This is a genomic window from Streptomyces sp. NBC_00859 (genome assembly GCF_045161865.1).
Classification (GTDB): Bacteria; Actinomycetota; Actinomycetes; order Streptomycetales; family Streptomycetaceae; genus Streptomyces.
This window is the reverse complement of the sequence record NZ_CP108826.1, coordinates 7,507,275-7,531,116: the sequence shown is the minus strand read 5'-3', so window position 1 is coordinate 7,531,116 and position 23,842 is coordinate 7,507,275. Positions and strand designations below refer to the sequence as shown.

At 70.3% G+C, this 23,842-nt stretch carries 22 protein-coding genes; 14 read left to right on the top strand and 8 right to left on the bottom strand.

Annotated elements, in window-relative coordinates; translation table 11 throughout:
• Positions 1 to 64: 64 nt before the first annotated feature.
• From OG584_RS33220 to OG584_RS33210, 3 genes are read right to left on the bottom strand one after another with little or no spacing between them, the layout of a single operon-like run.
• On the bottom strand, positions 65 to 1,081 hold the full coding sequence (locus OG584_RS33220; RefSeq protein WP_405783411.1) for a LacI family DNA-binding transcriptional regulator: 1,017 nt from the start codon (positions 1,079 to 1,081) through the stop codon (positions 65 to 67).
• A 52-nt stretch (positions 1,082 to 1,133) separates the two neighbouring features.
• Positions 1,134 to 2,060, bottom strand: coding sequence for an ROK family protein (locus OG584_RS33215; RefSeq protein WP_405783409.1), 927 nt, complete (start codon positions 2,058 to 2,060; stop codon positions 1,134 to 1,136).
• Positions 2,057 to 3,760, bottom strand: coding sequence for a class I mannose-6-phosphate isomerase (locus tag OG584_RS33210; protein ID WP_405783408.1), 1,704 nt, complete (start codon positions 3,758 to 3,760; stop codon positions 2,057 to 2,059). Before OG584_RS33210 ends, OG584_RS33215 begins: the two co-directional genes overlap by 4 nt.
• Positions 3,761 to 4,031: 271 nt before the next feature.
• Between OG584_RS33210 and OG584_RS33205 the strand changes: the two genes are divergently transcribed.
• From OG584_RS33205 to OG584_RS33170, 8 genes are all read left to right on the top strand, one after another.
• Positions 4,032 to 5,348 (top strand): ABC transporter substrate-binding protein, encoded by a 1,317-nt coding sequence (locus OG584_RS33205; RefSeq protein WP_405783407.1) that lies wholly within the window; start codon positions 4,032 to 4,034, stop codon positions 5,346 to 5,348.
• Positions 5,345 to 6,292 (top strand): carbohydrate ABC transporter permease, encoded by a 948-nt coding sequence (locus tag OG584_RS33200; RefSeq protein WP_405783405.1) that lies wholly within the window; start codon positions 5,345 to 5,347, stop codon positions 6,290 to 6,292. The genes OG584_RS33205 and OG584_RS33200 overlap by 4 nt, the downstream gene beginning before the upstream one ends.
• A 2-nt stretch (positions 6,293 to 6,294) precedes the next feature.
• The gene (locus OG584_RS33195; RefSeq protein WP_405783403.1) at positions 6,295 to 7,125 is read left to right on the top strand and encodes a carbohydrate ABC transporter permease; all 831 of its coding nucleotides are present in this window, start codon (positions 6,295 to 6,297) and stop codon (positions 7,123 to 7,125) included.
• Positions 7,126 to 7,197: 72 nt separating this feature from the next.
• Complete coding sequence (locus tag OG584_RS33190; protein ID WP_405783402.1) at positions 7,198 to 8,376, top strand: glycoside hydrolase family 76 protein; 1,179 nt, start codon at positions 7,198 to 7,200, stop codon at positions 8,374 to 8,376.
• A 92-nt stretch (positions 8,377 to 8,468) separates the two neighbouring features.
• Positions 8,469 to 11,567, top strand: a complete 3,099-nt coding sequence (locus tag OG584_RS33185; RefSeq protein ID WP_405783401.1) for an alpha-mannosidase — start codon at positions 8,469 to 8,471, stop codon at positions 11,565 to 11,567.
• Positions 11,568 to 12,027: 460 nt separating this feature from the next.
• Positions 12,028 to 12,822, top strand: a complete 795-nt coding sequence (locus OG584_RS33180) for an SAM-dependent methyltransferase (protein ID WP_405783400.1) — start codon at positions 12,028 to 12,030, stop codon at positions 12,820 to 12,822.
• 135 nt (positions 12,823 to 12,957) lie between these two features.
• On the top strand, positions 12,958 to 13,281 hold the full coding sequence (locus OG584_RS33175) for a DUF6343 family protein (protein WP_405783399.1): 324 nt from the start codon (positions 12,958 to 12,960) through the stop codon (positions 13,279 to 13,281).
• Positions 13,282 to 13,516: 235 nt separating this feature from the next.
• Entirely contained in the window at positions 13,517 to 13,762 is a 246-nt protein-coding gene (locus OG584_RS33170) for a DUF6213 family protein (protein ID WP_405783398.1), read from the top strand.
• An 89-nt stretch (positions 13,763 to 13,851) separates the two neighbouring features.
• On the opposite strand, the gene OG584_RS33165 is transcribed toward OG584_RS33170, so the two are convergent.
• Complete coding sequence (locus OG584_RS33165; RefSeq protein WP_405783397.1) at positions 13,852 to 14,670, bottom strand: endonuclease I family protein; 819 nt, start codon at positions 14,668 to 14,670, stop codon at positions 13,852 to 13,854.
• A 176-nt stretch (positions 14,671 to 14,846) separates the two neighbouring features.
• On the opposite strand from OG584_RS33165, the gene OG584_RS33160 reads away from it, so the two are divergent.
• The gene (locus OG584_RS33160) at positions 14,847 to 15,299 is read left to right on the top strand and encodes a DUF5990 family protein (RefSeq protein WP_405783395.1); all 453 of its coding nucleotides are present in this window, start codon (positions 14,847 to 14,849) and stop codon (positions 15,297 to 15,299) included.
• Between the two features lie 176 nt (positions 15,300 to 15,475).
• Positions 15,476 to 16,258: a hypothetical protein gene (locus OG584_RS33155; RefSeq protein WP_405784404.1), complete on the top strand. Its 783-nt coding sequence runs from the start codon at positions 15,476 to 15,478 to the stop codon at positions 16,256 to 16,258.
• Positions 16,259 to 16,422: 164 nt separating this feature from the next.
• Here OG584_RS33155 and OG584_RS33150 read toward each other — a convergent pair whose 3' ends face one another.
• Positions 16,423 to 17,130: a ribonuclease H gene (locus OG584_RS33150; protein WP_405783394.1), complete on the bottom strand. Its 708-nt coding sequence runs from the start codon at positions 17,128 to 17,130 to the stop codon at positions 16,423 to 16,425.
• Positions 17,131 to 17,448: 318 nt separating this feature from the next.
• On the opposite strand from OG584_RS33150, the gene OG584_RS33145 reads away from it, so the two are divergent.
• Both OG584_RS33145 and OG584_RS33140 read left to right on the top strand, forming a co-directional pair.
• Positions 17,449 to 17,934 (top strand): cation:proton antiporter regulatory subunit, encoded by a 486-nt coding sequence (locus OG584_RS33145; protein ID WP_405783392.1) that lies wholly within the window; start codon positions 17,449 to 17,451, stop codon positions 17,932 to 17,934.
• Between the two features lie 15 nt (positions 17,935 to 17,949).
• On the top strand, positions 17,950 to 19,170 hold the full coding sequence (locus OG584_RS33140; RefSeq protein ID WP_405784402.1) for a cation:proton antiporter: 1,221 nt from the start codon (positions 17,950 to 17,952) through the stop codon (positions 19,168 to 19,170).
• Positions 19,171 to 19,204: 34 nt separating this feature from the next.
• Here OG584_RS33140 and OG584_RS33135 read toward each other — a convergent pair whose 3' ends face one another.
• Positions 19,205 to 19,510: a hypothetical protein gene (locus OG584_RS33135; RefSeq protein ID WP_405783390.1), complete on the bottom strand. Its 306-nt coding sequence runs from the start codon at positions 19,508 to 19,510 to the stop codon at positions 19,205 to 19,207.
• 135 nt (positions 19,511 to 19,645) lie between these two features.
• On the opposite strand from OG584_RS33135, the gene OG584_RS33130 reads away from it, so the two are divergent.
• Positions 19,646 to 20,311, top strand: a complete 666-nt coding sequence (locus tag OG584_RS33130; protein WP_405783389.1) for a transcriptional regulator — start codon at positions 19,646 to 19,648, stop codon at positions 20,309 to 20,311.
• A gap of 37 nt (positions 20,312 to 20,348) precedes the next feature.
• On the opposite strand, the gene OG584_RS33125 is transcribed toward OG584_RS33130, so the two are convergent.
• Positions 20,349 to 20,819 carry a DUF5954 family protein gene (locus OG584_RS33125; RefSeq protein ID WP_405783388.1) on the bottom strand — a complete coding sequence of 157 codons (471 nt, stop codon included), beginning with the start codon at positions 20,817 to 20,819 and terminating at the stop codon, positions 20,349 to 20,351.
• Between the two features lie 171 nt (positions 20,820 to 20,990).
• Between OG584_RS33125 and OG584_RS33120 the strand changes: the two genes are divergently transcribed.
• Positions 20,991 to 21,737 (top strand): FadR/GntR family transcriptional regulator, encoded by a 747-nt coding sequence (locus OG584_RS33120; RefSeq protein WP_405783386.1) that lies wholly within the window; start codon positions 20,991 to 20,993, stop codon positions 21,735 to 21,737.
• 79 nt (positions 21,738 to 21,816) lie between these two features.
• Here OG584_RS33120 and OG584_RS33115 read toward each other — a convergent pair whose 3' ends face one another.
• On the bottom strand, positions 21,817 to 23,625 hold the full coding sequence (locus tag OG584_RS33115) for an exo-alpha-sialidase (RefSeq protein ID WP_405783385.1): 1,809 nt from the start codon (positions 23,623 to 23,625) through the stop codon (positions 21,817 to 21,819).
• Positions 23,626 to 23,842 lie beyond the last annotated feature (217 nt).

Here is a 23,842-nt window from a genome sequence, read left to right as displayed (position 1 = left end):
CGTAGGGATGCGGGAGGCGAAGACGGCAAGCCGGTGCCGTGGGAGGGCCGGCACGGGGCTGGGATCAGCGCGTCCCGTAGCGGATGACGTGAGTGGGGACGACGGTTCTGCGGGCCGGGATCGGCTCCGTGGGCGAACCGTTGATCCGGTCGATGAGCATCTGGCCGGCCCGGCGGCCGACCTCGTCGGCGTCGTACGACACGATCGTCAGTGGCAGGCCCAGGACGTCGGCCAGGTCGAAGTCGTCGAAACCGGCGAGCGCGACCGGTCTGTCGAGCTCGGCCACGGCGCGGATGGCGCCCTGGGTCAGGCGGTTGTTGGTGCAGAAGAGCGCGGTCGGGGCGTCGGGGGCCCGCAGGAGCGCGCGTGCGGCGGTCTCGGCTGCGGCCACATCGGCCAGTCCGCGCCGTATGTGGTTCTCGTCCGGTTCGAGTCCGGCTGTCTCGTGGGCGGCCCAGTAGCCGCGGAACCGTTCCGCACCGGTGTAGAGCGCGGGCGGGTTGCCGAGGAAGCCGATCCTGCGGTGGCCGTCCGCGATGAGCTGCCCGGTGGCCTGTTCGGCTCCGCCGAAGTCGTCGACCAGGACGCAGTCGGCGTCCATTCCGGCGGGGGGCCGGGATGCCAGGACGATCGGCATGCCGCGCAGCGCCGTGGGTGCGAGATGGCGGTGGCTGCTGCCCGCGGGGACGACGATCATGCCGTCGACCTGACGGGACGCCAGGTCCTCGACAAGCCCGCGCTCCTTGTCGACCTGCTCGGCGGTGTTGCTGAGCAGCACCCGCAGTCCGTGTTCGGACGCCACCTCCTGCACGCCGAGCGCCAGGCGCGAGTAGAACGGGTTCGCCAGGTTGGTGACGACCAGTCCGATCATCCCGCTGCCGCCCAGGCGCAGGTTGCGCGCCGTTTCGTTGCGCCGGTAACCGAGTGCCTCGACAGCGGCCAGTACGCGGTCCCGGGTGGCCACGCTGACCCGGTCGTCGTCCTTGAGTACACGGGAGACGGTCATGGCACTGACGCCTGCGCGGGCGGCTACATCGCGCATCGTCGGCGCGCCGGCGTCACCCGCTCGGTGCTGCGCCATGGGCATCCCTCCTGAGTCGTCGTGCGGCGGGTCGATCAAGGGTGCGGTCATTCTAGGTCCGTACGGGCGGGATGCCCGCGGACCGTTGCAGAGCCCAGTGAGCGGCGCCGACGAGAGGGGCGTCGGCGGGGCGCAGGGCGGTGACGATCGGTGGCGCGGCGCCCGGAGCCCACGCGTCGAAGCCCGCGCGGACGGCTGGACCCAGCAGATCCCAGGAGCCGGCCATCGAACCGCCGAAGACCATGAGTTCCGGACCGAACCGCTCGCACCAGGGCGCCAGAGCCCGTCCCAGCGCGCCGAAGCAGTGCCGGATCGTCCGAGTGGCGTGCGGGTCGCCGGTGCGCGCCAGCCCGGCGATGTCGCGCACGTCCGCCGCCCTGCGCTCGCCCGCATCCGCCGCCATGTCCGAGTAGAACCTGAGTATCGCCTTGCGGGAGACGACCTCCTCCAGCGGACTCCCGTCGACGGCGAGCCGGTGCACCCGCCCGCCGGGCGGGACTTCGGGCCCGTCCACTACCGGTTGTCCGCCGTCGAGGAACGAGGAACCGACCCCGGTGCCGAGCGTGATGCAGACGACCCGCCGCCGGCCTGCCGCCGCACCGGCCCGGTACTCGCCCATGGCGAAGGCGTCGGCGTCGTTGACGAAGCTGATGCCGCGGGGGCCTGCCGGGAGACGGCCCAGCAGCTCCGCGCCCACGTCGATGCCGTGCAGCGACTCGAACTTGCCGATTCCCCGGAAGCGGCCGATGCCGGCGGAGTAGTCGAAGGGCCCCGGTATCGCCACGCCCCAGTGCGCCGCTTCGGGGAGGTCGAGGTGGTGGGCGGCGCCGGCGATCGCGTCGAGGAGTTCACCGGCAGGCGCATCCGCGGGAACCGGCTGCCGTACGGCCGGGACAGGAGCGAGCGGTCCGGCCCCGGTGTCGACGACGGCGGCCGTCACATGAGTACCGCCGATCTCCAGCACAGGCACCTGGCTCATACCTGCGTCACCAGCGACTTCACCACATGCACCGGGCGGGTGCCGACGGGGTGCAGGCGGTAGGGGCCGACGGACGCGGGCACGGTGAGCGTCTCCGCGAAAGCCAGGTCGTGACGGAGTCCTCCCGGTGTCTCCACCACGACGCCGTCACCGGACGAGACGTTCAGGATGTGGAAGCGGCCGGCGGTGTCGTCGGCGGCGGCCTCCGGTCCCTCGATCACGAAGCGGTGCACCGCGTAGAACATCTCGGGCAGCGCACCGATGGCCTCCTCGCGCCAGCCCGGCCCCTCACGCAGGGTCCGCGGCCGCTGCACGAGGTCGTCGACCACGTCGTCCCCGCGCCGCGCGGTGCCGAGATTGGCGAACCCGTGCTCGTACGAGAGGGGGCGTGGCGCGCCGGATGTCCCCTTGCGCAGCCAGTCGTAGAAGCGGAGGGAGTAGAGGTAGGGCGTCGCGCTGACCTCGAGTACCAGGTTGCCCGCGCCGGAGGCGTGCGGGGTGCCTGCCGGGATCATGAAGAGCTGTCCGGCCTCGGCCGGGTGCGTCATGACGTGGTCCTCGACCCGCAGCGGGACCCCGTCCGCCGCCGCCTCGACCTCCTTGCGCATCACGTCCACGTCGGTACTGTCCCGCAGGCCGAGGTAGACCTGCGCACCGGGTTCGCTCGCGGTCACGTAGTACGTCTCGTGCTGGGTGTAGGGCCAGCCGAACGTCTCCCGCATGTACTGCTCCTGCGGGTGGAGATGCAGGGAGAGGTTGCCGCCGCCGACGGTGTCCAGGTAGTCGAAGCGGATGGGGAAGGAGGTGCCGTAGCGGCGGTGGACCTCGGGGCCGAGGAACTCATCGGGATGGAGCTCGCAGAGCAGTTGGAACGGGAGCTCGACCTGGGCGGCCTCGTCCTGCCCGACCAGGACCCCGGCTTCGGGCGCGATGAGTTCGTACCCGAGGGCGGTGTTGCCGTTGCGCGGTTCGAAACCGAGCTCACGCGCGGCCCACTGGCCGCCCCACGGTGTGGAGTTGAAGAACGGACGGGTCCTGACAGGCCCGGTGGCGAGCCCGGCGAGGGTCGCCCGTACCGCGGCGCCGTCCAGTGAGGCGGGCCCCTGCTCGCTCTGGAGATCGACCCAGCGGTCGACCCGGTGGGCCAGTCCGTCCCGATGGCGGTCGCCGACGGGCCAGTCCGTGTAGAAGAGGCTGCGCAGCTCGCCGGGTACGCCCGGACGGCCGAGGTTGGTGCCCGTCGCTCCCCCGGTGACGGCCTCTTCGGCGTACCGCTTCGGCAGGTCGGCCCACCACAGCAGATCGGGTCGGCTCAGGGCCGCGCCGGGACCGAAGACGAGCAGGACCCCGTCGCGCGGGCGCTGCTGGGTGGGGGGCGTCCCGAAGAGATCACTCATGGAGAATTCGGCGAGAGGCAGGAAGAACGGGTCGGCGTCCGGTCCTGGGACACAGAGCCGCTCGACGGCCGCTGCGGACCAGAGCTCACGTATGTCGAGCACAGTCACGGCCGTGCCCCGCGCGCCCAGGGCCTCGGCGAGGCCGTCGACCGCGCCTGCCCAGTTCAGCGCGGCAGGCCCGTCGAGTGCGAGGACTGTCGGGGCGGTGGGCACATCCGCGACGGCGGCGGTCCAGCCGGTGACGACGGTGCCGCCGGTGGCCGGGTACCGCGGGTTGCGTTCGTAGGGGCGGGGCTGGTGCACAGGGGCTCCTGAAGACGTGGGCCGACAACCGACTGAATGGTATCGATAACACTCGGCACGAACAAGGCGCTCGACACATCGAGGCACTTATTCGCAGCCAGCAGCGGTCTTGCTCTGAAATTAGGGCCACACCTCTTGTTTCGGCTTCATGGTGTCGTTAACATCCTGGCAACCCGGAGCGCATACGAACGATGTACGCGCATCCGGCGGATCTCCCACACCGCACCCCAGAGCCAGGGACCCCGCCCGGGATCCAGAGGGAAGTGAACCCATGAGATCAACCGGCGAGACGACACAGCCGTCGTCTCACCCGCTCCGCCGGCGCACCGTGCTGGCGGGCCTCGGGGCCGGCGCCGCGGCCGCACTGGCAGGCGGCTGCGCACGCGGCGACAGCACGGCCGCGATGCGGGGCACGACATCGCTGGCGAACGACAACCCGACCTGGGACGCGGGGTATGCCGCTGCCGGACGGGAGCTGAAGAAGCTGACCGGGTACGCACTGCGCCCGCTCTCGAACCCCAACCCCACCGCCTACACGCAGGTCACACAGATCTCGCTGCAGACCACCAAGGCGACGGACCTCATCAAATGGCAGTCGGGATACGACCTCAAGCAGCTCGCACGTACGGGCAGCCTCAGTGACCTGACGCACGTATGGGACGCGTACGAGCGGAAGGGCTGGGTGACCAGGACCCTCCGTGACGCGATGTCCTACCGGGGCGCCGTGTACGGGATACCCCTTTACCAGTCGTACTACGTGCTGTTCTACAACACGGAGGTATTCGGCAGGCACGGACTCCGCGCCCCGGACACCTGGGACGAGCTGCTCCACAACGCGGAGGTGCTCAAGAAGGCAGGCGTCATACCGTTCGTCGCCACGCAGAACGGCAACTGGCCGGCGTACGAATGGTTCGAGGAGCTCATCAGCAAGGTGGACCCGGTCTTCTACGCCGATCTGATCGCGGGCCGGGCCCGCTACACCGATCCGCAGGCGCACAAGGCCATGCAGATCTGGCAGGAGTTCATGAAGAAGGGCTGGATGACCCCGGCCGACTTCGACCAGAACAACGGGCCCGCCGCACTGAAGACCGGCAAGGTCGGCATGTTCCTGCACGGCTCCTGGCAGTCGCAGGGGCTGGCTGCCGCCGGGATGAAACCGGGCAAGGGGTTCGACGCCTTCGTCCTGCCTCCCGTCGACGCCTCGACCAAACGGTCCGTGGTCACCGAGGCCGGTGTTCTCGCCGTACCGGAGAAGGCCGTGTCGCACGACGCAGCCATGGCGAACGCCGCGCACTGGCTGGCCCCCTCGGTCCAGCACGTGTGGACCGATTTCCTCCAGGACGGCTCGGCCAACCCGAAGGCGGTCACCGGCAATCCGGTACTCGCCCGTCTCAAGGCGCGGGCCGCGCGCGAGCACTGGACCGAGCTCCCCCGGTACGGACAGTCCGGGCCGCCCAATCTCATTCAGGGCAACACTGACGACCTTGGAGCCTTCATGACGCAGGGCATGTCACCCGAGGCCACGCTGCGCAGCATGGCGAGCCGGGCGGCCAAGGAGTGGGCCGCCTGGAACAAGGACGAGTCATGACATCGGCACTCGACCGGCGCCCTACGGCGGCCGGTTCCCCCGCGCCCGACGTCCCGCCGTCCGTCACCGGCCGCGCAGCCCCGCGCAGGCTGAAGGACCGGCTGGCCGGGGCCGGATTCCTGGCACCCGCCGTCCTGCTCGTCGCCGCTCTGCTGCTCGCCCCGTTCGCGGTGACGCTGTACCGCGGCTTCTTCAGCGACGGACGGATCTCCGGTTTCACCTGGTTCACCAACTACGGGCTCTTCCTCACCGACCCGGTCCTCGCGAAGTCCGTCGAGAACACCCTGATGTGGGTGGTGGGCACGGTCGCCCTGCCGCTGGTTCTGGGCCTGGGCATCGCGGTCATGACCAACGGCTCCGGGTGGTCCCGGGTGGCGCGGCTGCTCGTGGTCCTGCCGTACGCCATATCCGGTTCCGCGGTGGCCGTCGTGTGGAACTTCATCCTCACCACGGACGGCGCCGCCAACCAGGCGCTCCGGGCGCTCGGTCTGGGATCGTTCGCCCAGGGCTGGCTGCTCGAATGGCCGGGCAACACACTCGTCATGATCGTCGCCAACACGTGGCAGTCGACCGGCGTCGCCGTGATCCTCTTCCTGGTCGGTCTGCAGACCATCCCTCCGGAAACCCTGGAGGCCGCGTCCCTGGACGGGGCCGACGGGTGGCGCAAGTTCTGGTACGTCGTCCTGCCCCAGCTGAGGACGGTCTCCGTGATCGTCGTCGGCAGCAGCCTGGTCAACGGACTGAAGTCGTTCGACCTGATCTGGGTGCTCACGCAGGGCGGCCCCGGCCGCAATTCCGAGACACTCGCGGTCTCGATGTACCAGGAGACGTTCCTCGCCCTGCGTCCGGGCGCCGGCGCGGCCGTCGCGGTCGTCCTCACCGTCATCGTGCTGCTGGCCTCCTGGCTCTATCTGCGACGCCAGCTGACCCCGAAAGGCGCCTGACCATGTCCACCCGCCGAATCTCCGCCGGCACCGCCGTCCGCAACACCGTCCTGGTGGTCGTCTCCCTCCTCTGGGCCGTGCCGACCTGGCTGCTGCTCGTCAACGCACTGGTGCCGGCCGCCGATTACGGCGGCAGCCCGCACTGGTGGCCGCACGGGGGCTTCGGGCTCTTCGGCAACATGTCCCAGGCCTGGACCCGGGCCAGACTGGGACCCGCCATGGGCAACAGCCTGATGTACGCGGTGACCAGTGCGGCCGCGGCGATCGTGGTGGCCACCACCGCCGCTTTCGCGACCGTGATCATGCCAGTGAAGCGCAAGACCCTGTGGTTCTGGCTTATCTACTCGGGCACCCTGCTGCCGCTCCAGGTCTTCCTGCGGCCGCTGTTCCTCGCGTACGCGAACACCGGTCTCTACGACGCGCAGATCGGGCTGTTCCTCGTGTACGTCGCGGTGGCGATCCCGTTCGCGTACTTCATCATGCGCAACTTCGCGCAGACGCTCCCCGGTGAGGTGATCGAGGCGGCGCGGCTGGACGGGGCGTCCTGGTGGCGGATCTTCTGGCAGATCCACGTACCGCTCTCGCGGTCGGCGATGGTCGCAGCGTTCGTCTTCCAGTTCGTCGCCGTCTGGAACGACCTCCTCTTCGGGATCACCCTCTCCACCAGCCGGAACATCCGCCCGGTGATGGCCGCGCTCGCCGAGCTCCAGGGCAACTACTCCAGTGTCGGTCCCCCGGTCGTCCTCGGCGGCGCGCTGCTGGTCTCCCTGCCGACCGTCGTCCTGTTCTTCTCCGCCCAGCGCTTCTTCGTCAGCAGCCTCAAGCTCGGCTGACCCTCCGCGGAGACAGCCCGCCACCGGCCCCGCCCCGCGGTCGTCGGCCGTTCCCCCGAAAGGCACCCCACGGTGAAGATCCCCGTCCGCACCGCCCTCGTCCTGGCCGCCGCCCCGGTCCTCTGCTCCGTTCTGTGCCCCGCGCCGGCTCTCGCCGCCGCGAAACCGGCCGCGGACCCGTGGACCGGCCGCGCCGAGGCCACGTACGGCTCACTCCAGAAACACTTGTACCAGGGCCCGGAGAACCACGGCCTCTACCAGGAGAAGACCCCGCAACAGAGCACGGACAACGCCCACTCCTTTCTCTGGCCGATGCGCGAAGCCGCGGCGGCCACGGTCGACATGGCCGGCCTGCCCAAGGCCGGAAACGCCTACAGGGCGGACGCGGCCGAGCGCTTCGCCACCCTGGAGCGCTACTTCGAACCCCGTGACGGCCGGCCCGGCTACGACTCGTACCTGCCGGCGCCGCTCGGACAGGGCGGCGACGTCTTCTACGACGACAATTCCGTCGTCGGGCTGTCGCTGCTGGACCAGTACCGTTCCACCGGGGACACCGCCTACCTCGGCCGGGCGGAGCAGACCTTCGACATCGTCAGCCGCGGATGGGACGACGACGCGTCCAAGACCTGCCCCGGGGGCATGGACTGGGTCGACTCTCCCAGTAACACCACGCGCGCCGCGAACGTGACAGGTCTCGCAGCGGAGCTGGCCGCGCGGCTCTACCAGGTGAAGCACGAGAGCCGCTACCTGCGGAGCGCGGAGAAGTGGTACGGGTGGAACCGGTCCTGTCTGCGCCAGGGCCCGGGGCTCTACCGGAACAGCCGCGGTGACGACGGTACGGTCGACACCACCTTGTGGACCTACAACTCCGGGGCCATGGTCGGCACCGCCACCACGCTGTACCTGGCGACCGGCGACCACTCGTACCTGAAGCGCGCGGTGGCGGACGCCGGCGCGTCGCTCGCGTACTGGAAGCAGGGCGACCGGCTGCACGACCAGCCGGCGATCTTCAACGCCATCTACTTCGACAACCTCCGGATCCTGAACGGCGTACGCCCCGACCCGGCCTACCGGCAGGTGGAGAGCGCCTACGCGGAACGTATCTGGAAGGAGAACCGGGATCCGTCGGACGGACTCTTCCGGTTCCAGCCGTCGGGCGGCGGTGACTACAACCCGTCCGCGCCCGCCGAAACCCTCGAACAGTCCGCGATGGTCCAGATCTTCGCCGGGCTCGCCACGGACCGCTCCTGAGGAACCACCCCCGGACGTCCGGGCCCCACGCTCCACCACCGACCGCTGAAACGCACCGAACCGGCACCACGCCAGAGCGGAGAACCCTCTCCATGCCCCGCCCCGATCTGTCCCGCCCCTCCTGGTGGGACTCCGACATCGCCCGCGACATCCTGCGCGACCGTGGGGTGAGCGCCACCGGCGTCCTCGGTGGACACGCCGTCCGGCTGTCCTGCGAGCCGCTGCTGCGCCATGACGGCGACGGCGGTCTGCTCCAGTCCGTACGGGTGGGCACCGACCGCCCTCTCACGCGGGCCCGTGTCACCACCCTGTCCGGCACCGCTGTGCGATGCGACCTGATACCCGGCCCTGAGGGCGACGTCCGGCTTCTGGTACCCGAGGTGGACTCACCGGTCCAGCTCCTGGTCGAGCTGCCCGAGATCGCGGAGGGCGAGCACATCGAGGTGCGGCTGACCCCGCAACGGCACTGGACGCTGCATCTGGTGCAGCACGCCCACCTCGACATCGGCTACACGGACCCGCAGGGCACCGTTCTCGCGGAGGGCCGCAAGTACCTCGACTCCCTCCTCGAGCTGTGCCGTGCGACGGACGACCGGCCGGACGCCTCCATGTTCCGCTGGGCCGTCGAGGGCTTCTTCAGCTTCGAGAACTGGTCGGCGAACCGTCCGCCGGAGCAGGTCGCGCGGTTCCTGGAGCGGGTACGCGAAGGCCGCATCGAACTCACCGCGATGCCGTTCAACCTGCACACGGAGACGTGCTCCACCGATGAGCTGCACGAACTACTGCGTCCTATAAGGGAGTTCCGCGAGCAGCACGGCATCGACATCACCACCGCGATGCAGACGGATGTCCCGGGGCAGGTCGTCGGGCTGCCCGACGTCCTCGCGGACAGCGGCATCCGCTATCTCTCGGTGGCCCACAACTGGGCCGGCCGTGCGGTGCCGCACCATGTCGGCGGCGGGGCGCTCCCCCGGCTGTTCCGCTGGAAGGCACCGAGCGGCCGCAGTGTGCTGGTGTGGCGCACCGACACCCCGCACGGACTGGCGTACATGGAGGGGTCGGTCCTCGGGTTCGACGAGTCCTTCGACCGGGTCGACGATCTCCTGCCGCACTATCTCTCGGCACTGGCCACGCGGCAGTATCCGCACGAAGGCCGCGGCATCCCCGGGTTCCCGGTCCTGGACGAGGAGTTCAAGGGCGACCCGTACCCGTGGGACATCCTGCACCTGCGGGTGCTGGGCAAGTTCGCGGACAACGGTCCGCCGCGCCGCGTGATCGCGGACACCGTACGCCGGTGGAACGAGGAGTGGGCCTTCCCCGTCCTGCGCACCTCACGCAACGAGGACTTCTTCCTCGACGCGGAGACACGGCTGGGTGACCGTCTGGAGACCTTCGAGGGTGACTGGAGCGACTGGTGGGTGGACGGTGTCGGGGCTGGCGCCGTCCCGCTGGCCGCCACTCGCGACGGCCAGGCTGCGCTGGCCGACGCCCAGACCGTGGCCGCACACGCGGAGATCCTCGGAGCGGCGGGCAGCTCGCAGATCACCGCGGCCGCTCCCGAGGTCTACCGTGCGGCTTCACTGTTCAACGAACACACCTGGGGCGGCGGTGACCCCTGGACGCACGGCGACCACGGCCACCAGTCCGGGGAGCGGCAGTGGCACTGGAAGTACGCGCAGGCGCTGCGTGCCCACGACGAAGCGAAGACACTCCTCGACGGCGCCGGGGCGGCACTCGGCGCCCGGCTGTCGCCCCGCTGGGGCACACCGGCCGGCTTCTACGTGACCAACACGTGCAGCTGGCAGCGTTCGGAGAGCGTACGGCTGTTCCTTCCGGAGAGCACGGTTCCGCTGGAGGACCAGGTCCGGGTACTCGACGGGCGCGACGGCGCACACCTGGAGCACACCGAGGAGGCCCAGACCAACGAGCTGCACCGGGCCGCGGGCCGCTTCCTGCTGTTCCGGCTCCGGGACGTGCCCGCACAGGGTGCGGTCCGCGTGGACATCGTTCCGGCCGGGGGCGCTTCAACGGCCGCAGTGGTCTCACCGGACACAGGGGACTCGACCGTTCTGGAGAACGAGTTCCTGCGGGTGACCGTCGACCTGCGCTCGGCCTGGATCAGTTCGGTCACCGACAAACAGACCGGCCGGGAACTGGTCCGGCAGGACGCGACGGTCGGCCTCAACGGCTATGTGTACGACGAGTACGCCACGGCGGGCGGCTTCAACCACCAGTCGAGCAAGACCACGGCGACCGATTCGATGCACCTGCTCGCCTCGCGCACGGCGGCCCCGGCGGCTGCGCTGGTGGAACGCTCCCGTGACGCGACCGGCCAGACGCTCGTCTACGAGTGTGCGCCGGCCGGCACCGAGCGGCTGCGCGTACGCGTCCACCTCCCGCACGGTCAGGCCCGTATCGATCTCGAGAACCGGATCGCCAAGCGGGCGACCCTGACCAAGGAGAGTGCGTTCTTCGCATTCCCCTTCGCCATGCGGGATCCGGTCGTACGCATGGAGGCCACCGGTGGCATGACGGGCACCGGTCTGCCGGTGGTGCCGGGCTCCGCGCGGCACATGCGTGCGGTCCGCCGCTGGGTGAGCTTCGAGGAGGGGGCCACGGCCGCCGCCGTGGCCACTCAGGACGCCCCGCTGGTGCAGGTGGGCGGGATCGCGATTCCCTATGCGCCCTACCCGCAGTCGCTGGCCCAGGACGAGCCGGGCACGCTGTTCTCCTGGGTGCACAACAACATCTGGGACACCAACTTCCCCTCCGAGCAGGCCTTCGACCACGTCTTCCGGTACAGCGTGGCTGTAGCACCCGCATCGGAGTTCGCAGGTCCTGAACTGGGCATGCGGACAGCGGCCGCAGGAAGCCGCCCGCTGGTCGCCGTACGCGCCATGGGAGAAGCGGTCGAGGAGCCTGAAGCCTCGTACGGCCTGCTGACCGTCGGTGATCCACGGATCCGGATCGTGGGGCTCACCGTTCCGGCCCCCGGCCGGGTGCTGGTGCGGCTCCAGTCGTACGCGCAGGAGCCGGTCGCCTGCCGGATCACTCCGGGCTTCCCGGTCGCGGAGACCGTGGCAGCCGACTTTCTCGGAGCACCGGGCGAGCGGCTGGACCCGGATGCCGACGGCTCGACGACGGTTGACGTACCGGCGCTGGGCACCACGGCGGTGCTGCTCCACCTCTGAGGGCGGGCCGGTGCCCGCCGGATCGCCGGGTGGCGGTCCGGCGGGTGAAGTCTTCGTCCGACAGGCCTGGGGCGGGCGGTGAGGCGGGTACCGCGAGCACGGTGGTCCCGCCCTGGCTCCGCCGCCCCGGTGTCGGTCTCCGTGCGGGGGCTTCCCTGCTGACGGTCGCCTGCGGTGATGACCGCCACCGCGGTGGCGAGTCGGCGGGCGAGCAGGCCGAAGAGCCTGTCACCGGGGGCCACTTCGACCGGTGGTCCGCCGGGACACCAAGCGGATGCCGGTCTCCTGCGCCGCCGCTCAGCCGTGCCTGGCTGCCCGCCGATTCGCTGTGGCAGACTGCGCCGACAAGGCGCTGATCGGCCGGGGTGCGGTGGACTGAGGGCAGCGCGGCAGCCACCCGTCGTCCCGGCCGCACACAGGGGCCTGCTCCCCGTCCACTCCTCGCACAACGGAGCCCGCCATGACGGCAGCCGTACCCGCCTCCCGGATCGACACGAGCAAGCCGCACCCCGCGCGGGTCTACGACTGGCTGCTGGGCGGCAAGGACAACTATCCCGTCGACCAGGAGGTGGGCGAGGGGCTTCCGACCGAGGCGAAGGACGCGGCCCGGCAGAACCGCGAGTTCATGCACCGCGCCGCGGCCTGGCTGGCAGGCAGCGGCATCGACCAGTTCCTCGACATAGGCACCGGCATCCCCACCCGGCCGAACCTCCACCAGATCGTGCAGCGGACCGTGCCTTCGGCCCGGGTCGTCTACACGGACAACGACCCCATCGTGCTGAGGCACGCGGAAGCACTCCTCGTGAGCAGTGCGCAGGGCGCGACCGATTACGTCCAGGCCGATGTCCGCGAGCCGCAGGCGATCATCAGCCACGCCCGGAAGGTCCTGGACTTCGACCGGCCGATCGCGCTCTCCCTGATCGCGCTGATGCACTTCGTACCCGACGACCAGGACCCGTACGGCATCGTCGGCGCCCTGGTGGGGACACTGCCGCCGGGCAGCTGCCTGGTGATGTCGCACGCGGCGTCCGACCGGTACCCGGAGCTGGCGGCCATGGTCACGGCGCAGTACGCGAAAGGCGGCATCCGGCTCGGCTTCCGCACCCGCGCCGAGGTCGGCCGGTTCTTCGGCGGGCTCGATCTCGTCTCCCCCGGCCTGGTGACAGCGCCGGAGTGGTTCAGGGACACGGCCGCCCCCGCTGCGGAGGGCAGCGGGATCTACGCCGCGGTGGGACGGGTCCGCGGGCGGCACTGAGTCCTGCCCGCGGGCGCCGGCCGCCCGGGACACCGAAACCCGCGCGGGCGGGAGCACACTGGGTGGTACAGGATCCACGTGATTCAGTGCGCGGCCGCCCGCACTCCCGGCGGCCGCAGCCGGGAAGGGGTTCTCATGTCCCACCGTGCAGTACTGGGCACCCGCCACGGCGGACCGGCCCCGCGTGCCCACTCAGGAATCCCCGGGCGGGGCAGGACCGGGACAGAGCCGCTGACCGCCCGCAGCGCGCTGGGTGCCCGGCTGCTTCTCTCCGCGGTGGCGCTGCCGCTCTTCGCCGCGGGGGCGGCGCTGCTCGCCCTGTGGGCGGTTTCCGCCCGCTCTCCCGGAGCTCCGGGCACAGCCGTCCTGGTCGTCCTCGCCGCCGTCTGCGGCGTCCTCACCGCCGTTTCGGCGATCGACATCGCCGTCATCCGCCGGCGCCGCGCGGAGCGTCGCTGAGAATCGGCGCGCCGTGGGGGTACCCGGGAAACTCCTTCCGCCCCGGTACGGGTGACCCACCGGCGGAGTACCACGGGCCGGAAGCGGGAACACGACGCCACGGACACCGGGACGGACACCCCGTGCATCGGCTGCCGTCGCGCAGGGCATGGGCCTCATGTCCCGCGCGAGGGCGCAAGGTGTCATTAGAGTCGCATCGCGGAGCATTCCGCAGACACTGGAGGCGGAGAGACTTTTGAACCGTGACGTCATGCTGGCCCTGGTCCCCGACGAGCAGGGTGTGCTGCATGTGGCAGCCGCCGATGTGAGCCACATGCTGCGGACGCTCGGCGCCGGCTGGCTGCAGGCGGTGCGCGACGACTCGTCCAACGCCGACGAGGACACCGTGGCCGCACTCACCATCGAACTGGCCAAACTCGCCGATCAGATCGACGTCGAATGCATTGCCCACACCTCCAAGGGGGACGCGGAGACCGACTGAGCGCGCGCGCCTGCGGAAACACCGCGCCCGGGGGACGGCACAGGCGGGGCCGCGGCGCCGCCCGTGCCGTCCCCCGGCACCGCTGTCCTCTACCAGATCGAGTCGACCCACTCGGGGTGGTCGATGAACGGATTGCGGTTGTGCTGGTAGTCGGTGTAGATCACGTCGTTGCGGTGTTCCTCGAAGGCGTCGGGCGGGTCCTCGTCGCTCCACTTGGTGAGCACGCTGATCCGGCCGATGGCGGGGGCCGATCCGTTGTCGACCTTGTCGTTCGGTTCCAGATCGGGGAACCCGTCACCGCCGTCGTACCGCACGGCCATGTAGAGGATCATGCGTGCCACGTCTCCCTTGACCGCGTCGCGCGGCTCGAAGGAGTCCGAGTCGGTGTAGTTGCCGGGGGCTCCGGCGACCGCTGTGCCGCCGTCGTCGAAGTCCTTGTCCCCGCGGATGCCGTTCACTGAGACATCCGCGGGCCGCAGGTGGTGCAGGTCGGTGCCGGGGCCGGTGGCGGTACCGAAGCCGCCGTGGGACTTGGCCCACACGTGTTCGCGGTTCCAGTCACCCGTGTCGCCACCGTTGCTGGACTTGGGCACGGACTTTCCGGTGTACAGCTCGATCACGTCGGATGTGTTGGCCGGATCCTGGTCCGTGACCTCCAGGGCGTCCCACACCTGGGCGTAGGTGACCGTCGACTGCTTGCTGATGATCGTGTGGAGCGCGCTCTTGAGCGCAGCACCGGTCTTGCCCTCGGCGTCCGCGTAGTACGAATCGTCCAGCACCGTCGAGGCAGTCGCCGGCGGGACGTGAGCGGGGCGGGCGGCCGCTGTCGTGGGGGGTGCGGCGCTCAGTGCGGCGGCCACCGCGAGTGCCGCGGCGGTCATCCATCTCGTGGCCATAAGACGGGACATGTGGGGTGTCCTCTCCAACTGCCGTGCGGTGGCACGACATTGATGTCATGTACGGTTCACAGGACACTGCCACAGCCCCCGGTCCGGCGGGTGAAGAACGCGGAACAAGCGTGTGGCGATCCGCAGGGCACCCCGGCCCGCGCCCCGGCGGGACCGGACACCGGGACAATGGCCGCATGCTGATCCGTATCGAAGCCACGGCCCTCCCCGGCCGCACCAGTTCCGCCTTCCCCGATGCCACCGATATCCATGTCGGCGTCCAGGCCAAGGACAGGCCTCAGGAAGTGGCCGCTCCGCACGCCGGTGATCTGCCGTCGGCCCGGTGGACGCTGGAGTGCACGGCTGTCACGACACCGGACGGCATCGTCATCTCCGGCCCCTACATCCAGAACCGCTTCGGCGGACGCTTCGTCTACCTGTCCTGGACCACGTCGGACGGGGCCGCCCCCGCCACCATGTTCCGCCGCGCCAAACTGATGCTGGACGCTGTCAGCCCCGAGGTGCTCGCCGCCGCTGTGCGGTCCGGACACCTCACCGGCCGGCTGCGGCTCACGGACACCCACGGGCAACCGCTCTGCGGTGCGGTGCGCCCCCCGGTGATCAGCTGGACCGCCGAGCCCGCAGCGTAGGGCCGCCCCGGCCCACAGGTACGGCGCATTCCGGCCACCGGAGCGGAGTTGCCGGCCGGAGGGAGTGCGGCCGTACGGGCATTCGGTCTACGATTCGCCTCCAGCTGCCGACCGACGGAGGATCAGTGCCCCTCAAAACGCTCCGCGTTGCCGCCGTTCTGACGGGCGCCATAGCCATGTCCGCCGCGTTCCTGCCGAGCGCGTCCGCCGCCCCCGGCGGATGGACCGAATCGGGCACCTCCTACACCGGCTCCCTGACCGGCGGCGAGGGCGTCGCGAGCCGCGCGGACGGTTCGCTGCTCTTCCGCGGACTCGCATCGGTGCCGCTGGCCCTGCGCGTCAAGGGCTGGAGCCACGTCGGCGACCCGGACATCGCCGACGGTGACGTCTTCGACGCCTACCAGGGCGGCGACGACGCGACATCCAAGATGTACGCGGTGACGACCCCCGACGGGAAGCGGTACGAGTACGTCCACCAGCTCGACCCGGGCGAGAAGCTCAACAACTCCTTTGCCGCCGTCTCCCCCGACACGCAGTGGATGGTCTCCGGGGAATGGGGGGACCAGGACCGCCTCCAGGTCTTCCCGGCCCCCCTCCTCAATCCCGCCACTCCCCCCACCGGCGGGGCGCTGGCACAGGCCGGCCAGATCTCACTGGACCGCACGGTGAACGACATCCAGGCCTGTGACTTCGTCTCGGACACCCGGCTGGTGTGCGTCTCCGACGACAGCGCCAAGGACCTCCTCCAGGTCGATCTGGAACACGCCCTGGACGGACGTACGGTCACCGGCCGGGTGACGACGCTGCTCCAGCTCCCCCGTCGCAGCATCTGCTCCGGAACGTTCGAGTCCGAGGGTGTCGACTACGACTCGAACACCGGCACCCTGCGTGCGGAGGTGGTCCAGCCGGGCGCCTGCATCGTGTCCACGACGGTCTACTCGTACTCCCCCGCGGGGTGATCCGGGCCGCCGGGCCCAGGCCTCTGGCGAGCAGCCAGAACAGCGCGGCGGAGCATTCGGGTTCCCGGTCCGAGGCGTTGGCGATCCCGGTCGTCAGCAACGGCCAGTGGCACCTGGCGCACTGACCGGCCGGACCGGGCATCGGGTCCCGTCCGGCCGGGAGACTACGCCCCGGCGCCGTCCGCCGTGCGGCAGCCGGGGTGGCCCCAGCCGTCCGGGTTCTTGGCGATGGGCTCCCCCGTCGCGTAGGAGCGTCCGCACCGGCAGCGGCCCGGGAACTTCGCGTTCAGCGTCCGTACCGAGGTGCGCTTCGACGACGGCCCTGCCTTGGTCGCGCCTCCGGCCGAACGCCGGGGCGCGCCGCCTGCACGGACCGCGTCGGGTGAGGCAGGCGGCTGGGGGGAACCGAGACGGCTGCCCGCGGCCTGCTGCACGATCGCGGCCTGGCTGGCCGCCCGGTCGGCGAAGTCGTTGAGCGGGTCACCGTTGACCTGGTGCGCCGGGACGTAGCGGAATTCGACGGTACGTCCTGTGAGCAACCCGTCGATCCGCATCACGAGTTCCTGGTTGGCGACCGGTTTGCCCGACGACGTCTTCCAGCCCTTGCGCTTCCATCCGGGCAGCCACGTCGTGACGGCCTTCATCGCGTACTGGGAGTCCATCCGGATCTCCATCTCGACATCCGGGTCCACTGCGGCCAGCAGGCTCTCCAGGGCGGTCAGTTCCGCCACGTTGTTCGTCGCCGTGCCCAGCGGGCCCGCCTCCCAGCGGACAGGCGCCCCCGCACTGTCGGCAATGACCCAGGCCCATGCCGCTGGTCCTGGATTTCCTTTCGACGCCCCGTCACACGCGGCGATAACGCGTTCAGCCATGCCTCGATCATGCCAGCAACGCCGATGTGCCGGTCACCACGCCCTCACCCCGCCGCCGCCTTGAACCAGGTCACGGAGGCGAAGCACCGCCCCCGCCTTGGCTTGCCCCATCACCCCACACGTAAAAGCAAACAAATCACCATAAATACCACGCCATTTACCTTTCCTTGACCTGCGCTAGGGTAAGAGCAGACCCATTGACAGATCACCGGCCCGGACGACGGCTCCGCCTGCGGTCGTCCGGCAACGACGCCCGCTCGACCCCGATGGCGTCCGCGCCCGTGCACCGCCTGCCTGCCTGCCTGTAGGGAGCCTCCTTTGGAACCCGCCGCCCACATCCGGAAGACCGGCCTGCCCGGGGTCGGCACCCGGTACGACCTCAACACCGAAGCAGGACAGCACCTTTCGGTCGTCGCACACCAGGACGGCCGGCGCATCCTCGCTCTTCACGACGCCGAGGACGACGACAACTGCCGCAACGCGACACCACTGGCCCCGCACGAGGCTGCCGCACTGTCCCGGCTTCTCACACCGGCCCCGGTGGCGCAGCTGCACGAGCACCTGGAGATCGACCTGGTGAGCGAGCGCATCGCGATCACCAAGAGGTCGCCGTACGCGGGGCGCCTCCTCGGCGCCACACAGGCTCGCACCCGGACCGGGGCCTCCATCGTCGCCGTACTGCGCCGCACCGCGGCCTTCCCCTCACCCACCCCGGACTTCCGCTTCGCCGGCGGCGACATCCTCGTGGTCGTCGGCACCCGCGAAGGCGTGGACGCCGTGGCGGAACTGATCACCGGAGGATAAACGCCCGTGCACGACATGTCCGCGCTGCTCATCGAACTCGGGGCGGTCATCCTCGCCCTGGGGCTCCTCGGCCGCTTCGCCGGCCGCATCGGTTTCTCCCCCATCCCGCTCTATCTGCTGGCCGGACTCGCCTTCGGCCACGGCGGTCTGGTTCCGCTGGACGCCAGCGAGGAGTTCACCGCCACCGGCGCCGAGATCGGCGTCATCCTGCTGCTGCTCCTGCTGGGACTCGAGTACAGCGCGTCAGAACTCGTCACGAATCTCAAGACGCAGTACCCGTCCGGAATCGTCGACTTCGTACTCAACGCGACTCCGGGAGCCGTCGCCGCGCTGCTCCTCGGCTGGGGCCCGGTCGCCGCCGTCGCGCTGGCCGGCGTCACCTGGATCTCTTCATCGGGAGTGATCGCCAAGGTACTCGGGGATCTCGGCCGCCTCGGCAACCGGGAGACACCGGTCGTCCTCGGTGTCCTGGTCATCGAGGACCTGGCGATGGCGGTCTATCTGCCCCTGCTCACCGCGCTGCTCGCCGGACTGAGTCTGGCCGGAGGCAGTCTCACCCTGCTGATCTCCCTCGGCACGGTCGGCGCCGTCCTCTACGTGGCGCTGCGCCACGGCCGGCTCATCAGCCGGGCTGTCTCGTCCGACAACCCCGAGATGCTGCTCCTCGTGGTTCTCGGGCTGACCCTGTTCGTCGCGGGGATCGCGCAGCAGCTCCAGGTGTCCGCTGCCGTAGGCGCGTTCCTGGTCGGTATCGCACTGTCCGGTGAGGTCGCCGAAGGCGCGCACCACCTGCTGACTCCGCTGCGGGATCTCTTCGCCGCCGTCTTCTTCGTCTTCTTCGGACTGAGCACCGATCCCGCCGACATTCCGCCCGTCCTGCTCCCCGCGCTGCTCCTCGCGATCGTGACGGCTCTCACCAAGATCGTCACGGGCTGGTACGCGGCCCGGCGTGCCGGGATCAGGTCCGCGGGACGCTGGCGGGCCGGTGGCACGCTCGTGGCGCGCGGTGAGTTCTCGATCGTGATCGCGGGTCTCGCGGTCGGCGCCGAGCCGCGCATCGGCCCGTTCGCGACGGCGTACGTCCTCATCCTGGTCGTCCTGGGACCCCTGACCGCGCGGTGGACGGAACCTCTCGCACGGCGGCTCCGCCGCGGGGCGGAGGCCCCCGCGCCGTCCGCCGCGGCCCAGTCTGCGGGCAGGACGGATACGGCGGATACGGCGCACTCCCTGGACTGACGGCCGCCGGCCCCGCGCGTGCGGTCCGGATTCCCTACTGCTGAGCCCAGGGCCCCGCCCGGTACTGGACCGTCTGCGCCGTGGCACCGCCACCGGAACGGACCGCCTCGACGACGATCTGGTGAAGTTCCCGGCTGGCCTTCTCCGAGCCGCACGGCACCGGACTGCCGACCAGCGTGAACCAGTCCGACGCGCCGCTGTACTGCACGGCGAAGGACACCTGATCCTCCCACCACGTCGTGTGTACCGTCAGGTCGCCGGTCAGCACACCGACCTCTTCCGTACGGACTCCGCCCGGTCCCGCGAAGATTCCGCCGGTCGTCCACGAAGCCCAGGTCATGGCGCGTCGTCCTTTCGGACAGGGACAGCCGTTCGAGTGAACATGTCCGAGTATGGCACCGCCGCGCGAGGTGTGCACGACAGGTGCTGCAGGCTTTCCGGACAGGTGCCGCTCACGCATTCGGAGGCAGACGGAATGGACCGTACGGCGCACGACGTACTCAGGACCACCACAGCCGAGCTCGCGCCGGGGGCAGCGGAAAACGGGCTCGTTCCACTCCTCGCGTCGGGTGCGGCGGACCGCGGCGCGGTGGCGGCGCTCGCCCTGGAGCAGCAGCACGTCATCGCGAGCGACCGCAGCGCCTTCACTCATCTGGCCGGTCGTTCGGCCGCGCGCGGGGATGACGCCTGTGCCGTATTCTTCGCCGCCCTCGCGCGCGGGGAGGACACCGCGGCCGAGCGGCTGGAGGCGCTCATCACCGGGTGCGGGCTCGACAGGGCCGACGCCGCCGCGTACGAGCCGACCGCCGGCTGCCAGGCCTACCCCTCGTACGTGGCCAGGCTCGCCCTCACCGCCGCACCCGCGGAGGCCGCCCTGGCACTGATCGTCAACTTCGCGGCCTGGGGTGGTTACTGCGCCACCATCGCGGAGGGGCTGCGCACCCACTACGGCTTCGACGACGCGGCGTGCGGGTTCTTCGACTTCTTCGCCGAACCCGCCCCCGTTCTCGAGGCGCAGGGCACCGCCGCAGTTCAGGCCGGGCTCGACGGCGGCCTCGACCTGACAGCCGCCCGGCGTCACGGGCGGCTGCTGCAGAGCTACGAGCTGATGTTCTGGAACACTCTCGCCGGGCAGGCGTGACCGGCGGCCCCGTCGTCACCCGCTGCGGACGCGTCAGTCAGTGTTCGGACTCCCGGTCGTCGAACTCCTCGGGGAAGGGGCAGTCCGCACCCTGGGGCGGTTCGGGCCCGTACTCCGTCATGACGATGGTCTGCTCCACGCGCACGACGCGGTAGACGCTCTCACCCAGGATGACCTGGTCCGCACCGTTCTCGACGGCATCGGCGGCCTGCGCGTAGCGGACCGCCGCCACGTGCGGATGCTCGGTGGTACCGCGCAGCACCGCGGCCAGATCGAGCCGGGCCTCGTCCTCGCTCGGCTGGGCCGGGAACATCTGGCGCCATCCGGCGCCTTCGAGGACCATGGCGGCGTACGCGGTGTAGGGCGCCATGCGGGTGCGCTCGAATGACGTCGATTCGATCGGGTAGCGGCGGCGCAGCTTCTCCTCGCGTGCGCCCGTCGCGAGTACCTGTCGCGCCTCCTCGTCGAAAGCGTTCCGGCTGCCCGCGGTCTCGTCGTGATCACTCATAGGGCCATCATCCTGCCCGCCCCCGGCCGTCGTTAGACGTGGGAGCGGTGTCGGGGCCGAGCATGACCCACCAGCCGCCGGGCAGACAGCCCACGACGGAGAGAGCTGATGTCTGATGTCTGATGGCTGATAGCCTTGGACCGTAGCCGGGCCGAGGAGAGGGGTCAAGGGGTGGAGAGCCGACAGGTCGCGGAGGGACGTCAAGGACGGTCCCTGCTGAGACAGGAGGTCAGCGAGGGCATCAAGCGGTACATCCTGGAGAACAGCCTTCGTCCGGGAGATCCGCTGCCCACCGAGAGCGAGCTGAGCGCCACTCTCGGCGCGAGCCGCTCCAGCGTGCGCGAAGCGGTCAAGACCCTCGACGCGCTGGACATCGTCGAGGTACGGCACGGCCACGGCACCTACGTCGGCAGGCTCACCCTCTCCGCACTGGTGGAGGGGCTCACCTTCCGCGGACTGCTCAGCCGTGACGACGACTTCAAGGTCATGTCGGACCTGGTGGACGTACGCGAGCTGTTCGAACGGGGAATGGCCGAGCGCATCCTCACTTCGCTGGACAGCGACCACCTCCGCACGCTCAATCGCATCGTGGACGACATGGAGCGCTCGGGAAACGGCGACGGCACCGGATTCGTCGAGGCCGACCGGTCCTTCCACGGCGTACTGGTCGAGCCGCTCGGCAACGAGCTGATCGGACAGCTGTCGCTCGCGTTCTGGGACGTGTACACGATCGTCGTGCCGCACCTCGGTGACTTCACGAGCAAGGACGAGGCCGAGACCGTGGACAACCACCGCAGGATCGTCGATGCGGCGCGCGCCGGCGATGTCGACGCGTTCACCCGTGCCATCGCCGAGCACTACGCCCCGGTCCGGCGGCGCGTGGAGGAGGCCAGGGCAGCAGGCCCTGCCACCGGCTGACCGCTCCTCCGGACGCTCCGCCCCCGCTCCTCGCCCGGGGAGGGGCGGGGGCGTCCGCCCTGCCGTCACGGCCGCCGGGTCAGGACTGCCGGGCCCAGTCAAGGGTGAAGCTGCTGAGGACGACGCCGCCCGTGGCACCGATCTCGTACAGATCGCCGACCACCCCGTCGCCGAGGATCGCCGTCGTCGAATACCCGGCCGCGCCCGGCTTGATGAGAACCTGGTGGGGCCAGGTCACGCCGTCGTCCTCGCTCACGCGTACGGTCAGCTCGCTGCGCCCGGCCGACGACGCGTTGTTGCTCTGCGCCATGACGGGCGTCAGCGTGGGATAGCCGTCGGCGGAGACATCCGTGGGCCTGAGGTAGGAGATCTCGTCGGCGTTGCAACCTGGGTCGATCAGGCCGGAGTTCCAGGCCGGGCCGTAGGCGCCGGCGACGTTCTGACCGGTGGCGGCGTCCGCGGCCGTGGCGTACCACCGGTTGCCCCCGCTGTCGGACCGCAGGTTCTGCACCACCTGTCCGCTGTCCCGCTGAACGGCCTTGTTCTCGTTGACGCCTGTCGCCGCCGAGGCACCCGCGTGCCAAGTGGCTCCGTGGTCGTCGGAGTAGATGTTGCCCGCGTGATCGGTGCCGTCCTCCTTGTAGACGATCGGCTGGACCAGCCGGCCGTCGGAGAGCTGGATGCCATGGCCCGACGAGGCGAACATTCCGGCCCACTTGACGTTCTTCACCTGCGGGTTGAGATCCACCGGCCTGCTCCAGGTGGCACCGTCGTCGGTGGAGGAGATGACCCGGATGTGCATGGCGGTGCTGTCGGTCGCGGAGTTGGAGCCCGCCGACGAGCCCGCGTAGCTGATACCGGGCGCGGGCGAGTAGTTGACGAACGCGAAGACCTTCCCGGCCCGGCCGGCCGAACGGTCCACCAGAAGGCTGCTGTCGCCGTACCCCTCGCTGGTGGTGGCCGCGTGCACGACAGTTGACGCCCCGGTCCAGGTGGCTGCCCCGTCGGTGCTGCGGCGCATGGCGACCTGAATGTTGTTGCTCCGGCCGCCCAGGTCGGCCGAGCTGTCGACACGGGCGTCGGCCATGGCGATCACCGTGCCGTCGTTGGTGACGGCCATCGAAGGAATGCGGACCGAAGCCGCGGCCCCGGTGTAGGTCTCGTATCCGCTGCCGCCGGTCCTGGCGCGGTTCAGGCCGGCGATCGGGGTGCCGGCGCTCGTGGCGGTGTGCGCCTCGAAGAGCGTCCGGGTGTTCATGCCGGGCGTGCCCGCGGCCAGTCCGCAGCTCGCTGTCCCGCTCTCGGTACGGCCGAAGCCGGTGGCTGTCGTACGGATGCGGTACGGGGTCCCGTCGGCCACCGTCCAGTGGATCGTGTCGTCCGAACCATGGGCCGCGACGGTCCGGGTCCAGGGAGACCCGGACCTGCCAGGCCACGCCACGGTGAAGGTCCTCGCGGCGTCGGACCGGTTGACGAGGGTGAGCCCCAGCCCGTGGGCCGCGGGCCGCGAGCCGTCCGCGCCAGGCGGGCACTCGCTGCTCACCTGCGCTGCCATGGACGTGCTGCAGTCCAGAGTGCCCGACGCGGTCCTGTCCAGCCCCTGGGGCGTCGTGGCGCGGAACGAGTAGGCCGTACCGCTGGGCCGGGAGAAGGACAGATCGCTGCGGTCGCCTGCCGACACCGTCCGGGTCCACGTGCCGGTCCCCGGCCACGTGACCGTGAAGGTGGTAGCCGCCGCGGTGGGGTTGAGCAGTGACACGCGCACCCGGCTGCTCGTGCAGTCCTGGCTGACCACCGCCGACTGAGCACTGCCCACGGCGACAGCCGGACCCGTCGTCACCAGGGAGGCGGCGGCGACCACGACCGCCCCCAGCAGAACAATGGCCATAGGGGCCCTTGCACGACGCCGGCCCGCGCGACCCGGACGGGCATAGTCCAAGGACCCCTTACGCCGCAGGCGGGCCGGCGCTCTCCACATCAATGCCATCTGCTCGAACGCTCCTTGGTGCGGGCCGACAGAACACCTGACGCATGACATCAGACGTCAGGTGTCGAATGGTTCGAGACCTTAGGAGCGGACGGACAGAGACGTCAATAGACCCACG